Origin of the sequence: Kitasatospora sp. NPDC059462 (assembly GCF_042749955.1) — a bacterium.
Taxonomy (GTDB): Bacteria; Actinomycetota; Actinomycetes; order Streptomycetales; family Streptomycetaceae; genus Kitasatospora.
Genome location: NZ_JBHYUU010000081.1, coordinates 23,239 through 32,928 on the forward strand (window position 1 = coordinate 23,239; position 9,690 = coordinate 32,928).

Here is a 9,690-nt window from a genome sequence, read left to right on the forward strand (position 1 = left end):
GGTAGTGTGGCGTCCGGGACGGCTGCGGCCTCCGCCGACCCGCCCGATCCGGTCGGTCCGGCGCCTTTCTGACGCGGTACGGACCGGTACGGCTCGAAGTGTGGGCAATTCGACGGGCCGCCCGCCGGACCTGGAGAATGCCGTAGGGTCCGGTGCGGTCGTGCCGGTTGCCCCGGCTTGTCGTTGTTTCAGATGACGCGCCACCGCTCACGCGTGGCGCACGGGCCGGGGTGCCGCAGCGCGCCGGAAGGACTTCGGCCGCAGCGCCTCGGCGCGGCGGCCGTGTGTGGTTGAGGGGCGGGCCGGTGCAGGCCCGGCCCGTGCGGATGGGCGCTGCGGTCGGTGATCGCGTCGCCGAGGGCGCGGCAGCGGCCTGGAAGGAGCTTTGACATGACCGATGGCGGCCACGTCCCGAACGAGGGACTGCCGGAGCACCTGCTCGCCGGGCCCGACCCGCTCGGTGGCCCCGAGGGCGCCGCGGCCGTCGCACCCGGACCGGGCGTCGCGACGGACGGCACCGGCCTGCCCGGCACGCTCCCGCCGCACGGCGTCCCCGCCCAGGGCACCCCGCTCGGCGCGCCCGGCTACGCCCCCGCCGGCGTCCCCGGCACCCCCGGCGACGGCTGGAACGTCGACCCGGGCGCCCAGCGGCCCGCCTTCCACTTCGTCGACCAGCCGGACGGCCTCGACGACGAGGACGACGTCCTGCTGATGCCCGGCCCGCAGGGCTCCTGGGGCGAACCGGCCCCCGACCAGCAGACCCCGCCCGGCACGCCCGTCGAGCCGTCCTGGCCGCCGCTGGACCCGCCCGTGCTCGGCGCCGCCCACGGCACCGCGCAGGCCCCGGCCCCCCAGGCGCCGCTGCACGCCCAGCCCGCGCCCGGCGCCCAGACCGTCCCCGTCCAGGGGCAGGGCCCCGAGGCGATGACGGCCGCTCAGCCGCCGCGCCGCCCGCTGCACGCCGGCCCGCCGATCCCGGACCCGTCCCTGATGACCGGCCAGGTCCCGGTGCGCTCCCTCGCCGACCGCGGCCCCTCCACCGGCAGCACGCCCGCCCACGGCATCCCGATCGTGCCGGCCGCCGTCCAGCCGGAGCCGCAGGCCGCCCCGGCGGCCGCGCCCGTCGCGCCCGTGGTCCAGCCCGCGCCGGCCGTCCAGCAGGCCGCCGCTCCGGTGGAGGTCCCGGCGCCCGCGGAGGCCGCCGCGCCCGCCGTGCCGGCCACGCCCGCCGAGACCCCCGAGGCCGTCGCCGCGCCCGCGCCGGTGGAGGTCCCGGCCCCCGCGCAGCCGCTCGCCCCGGCCGCCGCCGCGCCCGAGACCGCCGAGCCGGCCGTCGCCCCCGCCGCCGAGGTCCCGGCCGCCGCCGAGCCGGTGCAGGGGGAGACCCCGGCCGCCGACGCGCAGCCCGCCGCTCCGGCCGGCCAGCCGCGCCGCATCTCCGCCTTCCTGGCCGCGCCGACTCCGCACGGTCTGCCGCCGGTCGAGGCCGGCGCCCCGGCCGCCCAGGCCCCGGCCGCCGTCGAGACGGAGGCGGAGCAGTCCGCCCCCATAGCGCCCGCCGTCGACGGGACCGCCGCGCCTGCCGAGGTCGCGCCCGCCGAGGTCGCGCCCGATGCGACCGCCGCGCCCGCCGCCGAGGCCGCTCCGGCCGAGGCCGCGGCCCAGCCCGCCGTGCCCGCCCCGGCCGAGCAGCCCGCTCCCGAGGCCCCGGCCGCCGAGCAGGCCGTCGTCGAGCAGGCCGCGGCCGAGCAGCCGGTTGCCGAGCAGCCGGTCGTCGAGCAGCCCGCGGTGGAGCAGCCCGTGGTGGAGCAGGCCGCCGCCGAGGCGCCCGCCGCCGCCGAGCAGCAGCCCGTCGTCGAGGCCCCCGCCGCCGAGGCCGTGCCCGAGGTCGCGGCCGAGACCGCCGTCGGGACGGGCGAGATGCCCTCGGGCCAGCCCGTCGCCGTCCCCGCCGCCGGAGCGGCCGCTCCCGTGGACACCGCCCCGGTCGCGGAGGGGACCGCCGCCCCCGCCGAGGCCCCGGCCGTCGCCGAGCCGGCCGCGGAGCCCGTTGCCGAGCAGCCCGCCCCCGAGGCCGAGCCCGAGGCCGAGGCCGCCCCCGAGGCCGTCGCCCCGGCCGAGCCCGCCGAGGCGGCCCGGGAGACCGGGGCCCCCGAGGCCACGGAGTCCGCCGAGGTCGGCGAAACCGCCGGGACCGCCGACGCCCCCGAGGCCGTCGACGCCTCCGCGACCGCCGAGGCCACCGCGACCGTCGCCGAGGCCACCGAGGAGGCCGAAGCCGCCGCCGAGGCCGCCGAGCCCGCCGAGCCGCGCGGCCCGGCCGCCCCCGGCTACGACGACGCCGGCCGCGAGGCCGTCCACCAGGTGATCCGCGAGCGCCGCGACATCCGCAACGGCTTCCGCCCCGACCCGATCCCGCACGAGGTGCTGATCCGCGTCCTGGAGGCCGCCCACACCGCCCCCAGCGTCGGCTACTCCCAGCCCTGGGACTTCGTGGTCATCCGCTCCGCGAAGACCCGCCGCAGGATGCACGAGCTCGCCGAGCGCCAGCGCGAGGCCTACGCGGACTCGCTGCCCAAGGGCCGGGCCAAGCAGTTCAAGGAGATGAAGATCGAGGCGATCCTTGAGACGCCCGTCAACATCGTGGTCACCGCCGACCGCACCCGCGGCGGCCGCCACACCCTGGGCCGCCACACCCAGCCGCAGATGGCCCCGTACTCGGCCGCCCTCGCCGTCGAGAACCTCTGGCTGGCCGCCCGCGCCGAGGGCCTCGGCGTCGGCTGGGTGAGCTTCTTCGACGAGGAGGAGCTGGTCCGCGAGCTCGGTCTGCCCGAGCACCTGGAGGTCGTCGCCTACCTGTGCGTCGGCTTCGTCGACGCCTTCCCGGACGAGCCCGAGCTCGCGCAGCAGGGCTGGGCGAAGAAGCGCCCGCTGTCCTGGGTCGTCCACGAGGAGCAGTACGGCAACCGGGCCCTGCCGGGCGAGGAGCCGAACAACCTGCTCTCCGAGACCCTGCGCGGCATCCGCCCGCTGGACGCCAAGGCGCTCGGCGAGGCCTGGGACCGCCAGAAGCGGATGACCAAGCCGGCCGGCTCGCTCGGCATGCTGGAGATCATCTCCGCCCAGCTGAGCGGCCTGTCCCGCAAGTGCCCGCCGCCGATCCCGGAGCCCGCCTGCGTCGCGGTCTTCGCCGGTGACCACGGCGTGCACGCCCAGGGCGTCACCCCCTGGCCGCAGGAGGTGACCGCCCAGATGGTCGGCAACTTCCTCGCCGGGGGAGCGGTGGTCAACTCCTTCGCCAAGCAGATCGGCACCGAGGTCTGCGTGGTCGACGTCGGCGTGGCCGCCGAGCTGCCGGACGCGATCCAGCAGGGCCGCACCACCGGCCTGCTGCCGCGCAAGGTCAAGCCCGGCACCGACGACATGACCCAGGGCCCGGCGATGACCCGCGAGGAGGCCCTCAAGGCCCTGGAGGTCGGCATCGAGACCGCCCGCGACCTCGTCGCGGCCGGCAACAAGGCGCTGGTCACCGGCGACATGGGCATCGCCAACACCACCGCCTCCGCCGCCCTGATCTCGGTGTTCACCGGCCTGGACCCGGCCGAGGTCACCGGCCGCGGCACCGGCATCGACGACGAGACGCACACCCGCAAGGTCGAGGTCGTCCGGGCCGCCCTGGCCCTGCACCAGCCCGACCCGGGCGACCCGATCGGCGTCCTGGCCGCCGTCGGCGGCCTGGAGCACGCGGCCCTGGCCGGCTTCCTGCTCGGCGCGGCCAGCCTGCGCACCCCGGTCATCCTGGACGGCGTGATCGCCGGCTCGGCCGCGCTCGTCGCCAAGGCGATCGCCCCCGAGGTGCTGGCCGCCTGCATCGCCGGCCACCGCTCGGCCGAGCCCGGCCACCAGGCCGCGCTCACCAAGCTGGGCCTGCGTCCGCTGATCGACCTCGACCTGCGGCTCGGCGAGGGCACCGGTGCCCTGCTGGCCCTGCCGCTGGTGCAGAGTGCGGCCCGCGCGATGCACGATGTAGCCACCTTCGACTCCGCCGGGGTCACCGAGAAGGCCTGACGCCCGCCCGATCCGCTCCGCGCACCGGCCCGAGGGCGCGCCGGTGCGCGGAGCGGCGCCGCGTCGCACCCCCACACCCTCACCGATCCAGGAGCACCACCGATGACCGCGCCCACCCCCCACCCCAGCACCGAGGGCCGCACCCCGTACCCGGTCGGCCTGCTGCTCGCCGGCCGCCGCGTCGTGGTGGTCGGCGGCGGCCACGTCGCCCAGCGGCGGCTGCCCGCCCTGCTCGCCACCGGCGCCGAGGTGCACCTGATATCCCCGGCCACCACCCCGGCCGTCCAGGCGATGGCCGACGCCGGTGAGCTGACCTGGCACCGCCGGCCCTATCGGGAGGGCGACCTCGCCGACACCTGGTACGCGCTGGTCGCCACCGACGACCCGGCGGTGAACGCCGCCGTCAGCGCCGAGGCGGAGCGCGGACGGGTGTTCTGCGCGCGCAGCGACGACGCCTCCGCCGCCACCGCGTGGACGCCGGCCAGCGGCCGCGACGCCGGGGCGACCGTGGCCGTCCTCACCGGGGACCCCCGGCACTCGGCCGCGCTGCGCGACTCGATCGTCGAGGGGCTGCGGGACGGCTCGCTCGCCGCCCGCCAGTACCGCGCGCACGGCGCGGGGGTGGCACTGGTCGGCGGCGGCCCCGGCGACCCGGACCTGATCACGGTGCGCGGCCGGCGGCTGCTGGCGGACGCGGACGTGGTGGTGGCCGACCGGCTGGCGCCGCGCGAGCTGCTGGCGGAGCTGCCGGAGCACGTCGAGGTGATCGACGCGTCGAAGATCCCCTACGGGCGCTTCATGGCGCAGGAGGCGATCAACCGGACGCTGGTCGAGCACGCCAAGGCCGGCAAGTTCGTGGTCCGGCTGAAGGGCGGCGACCCGTACGTGTTCGGGCGCGGCGGCGAGGAGCTGCTGGCCTGCGCCGAGGCCGGGCTTCCGGTCACGGTGGTGCCGGGCATCTCCAGCTCGATCAGCGTGCCGGCGGCGGTCGGCGTGCCGGTCACCCACCGGGGGATGACGCACGAGTTCACCGTGGTCTCGGGGCACGTCGGGCCGGACGACGAGCGCTCGCTCACCGACTGGGGGGCGCTCGCCCGGATGACGGGCACCCTGGTGCTGCTGATGGCCGTGGACAAGATCGGCGCGATCGCGGCCCGGCTGATCGCGGAGGGGCGCGCCGCCGGGACCCCGGTGGCCGTCGTCCAGGAGGGCACCACCGCCGCCCAGCGCCGGGTGGACGCCACCCTGGCCACCGTCGCCGCCACGGTCGAGGCCGAGGGCATCAAGCCCCCGGCGGTCATCGTCATCGGCGACGTGGTCAACGTCCTCGCCGCCGCCGCGTCCCCCGACGCCTGACGCCGAACGCCTGACGCCCGACGCCTCGCCGGTCTCCGCACGGTTCTCCGCGTCGGGCACTTCGCCGGGTGCGACTCCGCGAAGTGCCCGACGCGTCCTCCCGTGCCGACGGACTACTCCAGCGGCTGCTCCGTCCAGATCACCTTCCCGGTGGCCGTGTACCGCGTCCCCCACCGGTCCGCGAACTGGGCGACCAGGAACAGCCCGCGCCCGCCCTCGTCCGTGGTGGCCGCGTACCGCAGGTGGGGCGACGTACTGCTGGCGTCCGACACCTCGCAGATCAGCGACCGGTCGAGCAGCAGCCGCACCTTGATCGGCCCCGTGCCGTACCGGATCGCATTGGTCACCAGCTCGCTCAGGATCAGCTCGGTGACGAACGCCGCCTCCGCCAGCCCCCACCGCTCCAGCCGCTCCGCCACCGCCGCCCGCACCCCCGCGACCGCCGCCGGCTCCGACGGCACCTCCCACTCCGCCACCTGCTCCGCGGGCAGCCCCCGGGTCCGCGCCACCAGCAGCGCGATGTCGTCCTGCGGCCGCTCCGGCAGCATCGCCCCCAGCACGTCCGCGCACGTCTGCTCCGGCGTCCGCGGCGGCCCCGTCAACGCCGCCCGCAACAGCTCCAGCCCCTCGTCGATGTCCCGCTCGCGGTCCTCCACCAGCCCGTCCGTGTAGAGCACCAGCCGGCTTCCCTCCGCCACCTCCAGCTCCACCGTCTCGAACGGCAGCACCGCCAGCCCCAGCGGCGGCCCCGTCGGCAGCTCCGGGAAGACCACCGACCCGTCCGGGCGCACCAGCGCCGGCGGCGGGTGCCCCGCGCTCGCCGCCGTGCACCGGCGCGCCACCGGGTCGTAGATCAGGTACAGGCAGGTCGCCCCCGTCACCGCCGCCGAACCCCCGGTCGCCGACTCCTCCAGGTCGATCCGGTTCACCAGTTCGTCCAGGTGCCCCAGCAACTCGTTCGGCGGCAGGTCCAGCGTCGAGAAGTTGTGGATCGCCGTCCGCAGCCGCCCCATGGTCGCCGCCGCGTGCAGCCCGTGCCCGACCACGTCCCCGACCACCAGCGCCACCCGGGCCCCCGGCAGCGGGATCAGGTCGAACCAGTCCCCGCCCACCCCCGCCTGCGCCGGCAGGTACCGGTGCGCCACTTCCAGCGCGTTCTGCTCCGGCAGGCTCCGCGGCAGCAGACTGTGCTGCAGCGTCACCGCCATCGCGTGCTCCCGGGTGTACCGGCGCGCGTTGTCGACGCACACGGCCGCGTGCGCGACCAGCTCCGCCGCCAGCGCCAGGTCGTCCTCCTCGAACGGCTCCGACCCCTCCGTGCGCCAGAACCGGGCGATCCCCAGCAGCACCCCGCGCGCCTTCAGCGGCACCCGCACCAGCGAGTGCACCCCGTACGCCAGCACCCGCGCGGCGGCCTCCGGATCCTGCTCCCGCCACCCGGCGGCGTCCGCCAGCCGCGGCTCCACCCCCGGCAGCCCGCTGCTCAGCGCCCCGGCGAGCGGCGTCGACGGCGCCACCTCCTGGACCGTCCCCACCGGGTAGAACGGCGCGTCGTCCCGGACCGCCGCCAGCGCCGTCCGCCGCATCCGCAGCGAACCGCCGGACGGCGGCTCGTCGCCCTCCAGCACCTGGTCGGCCAGGTCCACCGTGACGATGTCGGCGAACCGGCCCACCGTCACCTGCGCCAGCTCCTCCGCCGTCCGGGTCACGTCCAGCGTGCTGCCGACCTGCACCCCGGCGTCGTACAGCAGCCGCAGCCGACGCTGCGCCACCTCGGCCCGCCCGGACAGCGCCAGCAGCTCGGTCGAGTCCCGCAGCGTCGCGACCGAGCCCGGCGGCCCGCCGTCGCGGTCCGTGGGCCGCACGTTCACCGCCAGCAGCCGCTCCCCGGCCAGCACCACCTCGTCGGTGACCGTCCGGCCGTCCGCCAGGAGCTCCAGCGGCGCCGGATCCAGGCCCAGTTCGGTCAGCGGACGGCCCTCCGCGTCCGGCGGCAGGTCGAGCAGCCGGCGCGCCTCGTCGTTGCAGAGCAGCAGCCGGCCGTCGTCGCCGACGATGAGCACGCCCTCGCGCACCGCGTGCAGCACCGCCGCGTGGTGCTCGTACATGCGGGTCATCTCGGCCGGTCCCAGCCCCCGGGTCTGCCGCTTCAGCCGCCGGCTGATCAGCGCCGTGCCGCCGGTCGCCAGCGCGAGCCCGGCGGCCGCCGCCCCCAGCACCACCGGCAGCTGCCGCTCGCTGGCACTGCTCACATTGGCGATCGTGATGCCCGCCGACACCATCCCGACCACCTGCCCGTTCGGGGCGCGCACCGGCACGATGGCCTGCACCAGCGACCCGATCGTGCCCGTGACCTGCTCGGTCACCACCTGCCCGGCCAGCGCGGGCTGGTAGTTGCCGATGACCTTCTGGCCGATCCGTGCCGGATTGGGGTGGGTGAGGCGGATGCCGTCGGTGTTGAGCACGACGATGAAGTCCACGCCCGCGTTGATCCGCGCCGACTGCGCCGAGGGCTGCAGCAGCGCGGTCGGGTCGGGGGAGCGCAGCGCGGCGACGATGCCCGGCGCGTTGGCGTAGGTCTGCGCGACCGCCACCGAGCGGTTGGTGGCCTCCTGCCGGGCGTCGTTGCGGGACTGCACCACCAGGGCGATCACGGCCGCCACCACCAGCAGCAGCACCACCAGGACCTGCAGCGCGAAGACCTGTCCGGCCACCGACCGGACCCTGGCCGGTGCCGACCGGGCCGTTCGTGATCGCTGGTGCCGACCGTGGGGGCGCCCACCGGGCGAGCCGGCGGCGGTACCGGTGGATCGGGAGGCGGCGGTGGAACCGGCCGCACCAGGGTCCGACGGAGCCCAAGATCGGCCCGGAAAACGGGCCATACGTCATATTTGCACTCCACGCGGCGGCGGGCCAAGACCGGCCGCCCCGCCCATTGGGCCGGTTGGCCTTCCCCCGCCCGACTTGGCAAGATCGCAGGGTGTCCGAACCCAGCACCATCACCGACCCCGCCGACCCGCGCCTCGCCGACTACACCGGCCTGACCGACGTCGAGCTCCGCCGCCGCCGCGAACCCGCCGAGGGCCTGTTCATCGCCGAGGGCGAGAAGGTCGTCCGCCGCGCCCTGGCGGCCGGCTACCGGATGCGGTCGATGCTGCTGACCCCCAAGTGGCTGGACGTGATGGCGGACGTCATCGCCGAGTCCGACGCCCCCGTGCACGTCGTCGAACCCGCCCTGGCCGAGGCCGTCACCGGCTACCACGTCCACCGCGGCGCCCTCGCCTCGATGGAGCGGCAGCCGCTGCCGGACGCCGCCGGGCTGCTGGCCGGCGCCCGCCGGGTCGCCGTCCTGGAGGGCCTGGTCGACCACACCAACCTGGGCGCGATCTTCCGCAGCGCCGCCGCCCTCGGCATGGACGCCGTCCTGCTCTCGCCCGACTGCGCGGACCCGCTGTACCGGCGCGCGGTGAAGGTCTCGATGGGCGCGGTCTTCGCCGTCCCCTACGCGCGGCTGGACCCCTGGCCGGACGCCCTGGGCACGGTGCGCGCGGCGGGCTTCGAGCTGCTCGCCCTCACCCCGGCCGAGACCGCCGTCGACCTCGCGGTCCTCGCCCCGCACCGCCTCCCCAAAACCGCCCTGATGCTCGGCGCCGAGGGCGACGGCCTCACCCGCCGCGCCCTGTCCGCGGCCGACCACGCCGTGCGCATCCCGATGGCCCACGGCGTCGACTCCCTCAACGTCGGCGCCGCCGCAGCCGTCGCCTTCTACGCCGTCACCGCCACCACCTGACCCCAACCCCGCCCAGGAACCGCCCCGCCGTAGCAACCCCCTGCGGCACGCGACGTACGCCGGTCTAGCCGACTTCCTGCTCCGGCCCGGCCCGCGTGCTGCGGCCACCTGGGGGTGGTGTGGCCGGGTGGGAGGTCGGGCTCGCCGACTTCCTGGTCGGGCGTATGGTGGTGCCTTCGTCCGTGGCGGCCCGGGTGTGGTGGCTTGCTGTGGTGCCTGGGGCCTGCCGCTGCGTGAGAAGTCGACTCCGCCGACTTCCTGCTCTGCGTGCTGTGGCCGCCTGGGTGGTGGTGTGGCCGGGCGGGGAGTCCGGGCCGGGCGACTTTCTGCTCCGGCGTCCTCGCGTGGGGCGCGCGGGGTTGTGGCGTGGGAGGTCGGGCCCGCCGACTTCCTGGTCGGGCGTATGGTGGTGCCTTCGTCCGTGGCGGCCCGGGTGTGGTGGCTTGCTGTGGTGCCTGGGGCCTGCCGCTGCGTGA

Annotated in this window: 4 protein-coding genes; 3 read left to right on the forward strand and 1 reads right to left on the reverse strand. The window is 76.8% G+C overall.

Annotation, left to right across the window (positions count from 1 at the left end; genetic code table 11):
• Positions 1–390 precede the first annotated feature (390 nt).
• On the forward strand, positions 391–4,068 hold the full coding sequence (gene cobT, locus ACFXAM_RS20765) for a nicotinate-nucleotide--dimethylbenzimidazole phosphoribosyltransferase (protein ID WP_380293279.1): 3,678 nt from the start codon (positions 391–393) through the stop codon (positions 4,066–4,068).
• A 102-nt stretch (positions 4,069–4,170) separates the two neighbouring features.
• Positions 4,171–5,424: a uroporphyrinogen-III C-methyltransferase gene (gene cobA / locus ACFXAM_RS20770; protein ID WP_380293281.1), complete on the forward strand. Its 1,254-nt coding sequence runs from the start codon at positions 4,171–4,173 to the stop codon at positions 5,422–5,424.
• Between the two features lie 113 nt (positions 5,425–5,537).
• On the opposite strand, the gene ACFXAM_RS20775 is transcribed toward cobA, so the two are convergent.
• Positions 5,538–8,306 (reverse strand): SpoIIE family protein phosphatase, encoded by a 2,769-nt coding sequence (locus ACFXAM_RS20775; RefSeq protein WP_380293283.1) that lies wholly within the window; start codon positions 8,304–8,306, stop codon positions 5,538–5,540.
• A 98-nt stretch (positions 8,307–8,404) separates the two neighbouring features.
• Here ACFXAM_RS20775 and ACFXAM_RS20780 point away from each other — a divergent pair, with 98 nt between their 5' ends.
• Positions 8,405–9,214, forward strand: coding sequence for a TrmH family RNA methyltransferase (locus ACFXAM_RS20780; protein WP_380293285.1), 810 nt, complete (start codon positions 8,405–8,407; stop codon positions 9,212–9,214).
• Positions 9,215–9,690: the final 476 nt, after the last annotated feature.

What these genes read in the sequence shown, in the direction of transcription:
- ACFXAM_RS20775 (WP_380293283.1), bottom strand. Translation starts at nt 8,306, where the DNA reads ATGGCCCGTTTTCCGGGCCGATCTTGGGCTCCGTCGGACCCTGGTGCG.
- cobT (WP_380293279.1), top strand. Translation starts at nt 391, where the DNA reads ATGACCGATGGCGGCCACGTCCCGAACGAGGGACTGCCGGAGCACCTG.
- cobA (WP_380293281.1), top strand. Translation starts at nt 4,171, where the DNA reads ATGACCGCGCCCACCCCCCACCCCAGCACCGAGGGCCGCACCCCGTAC.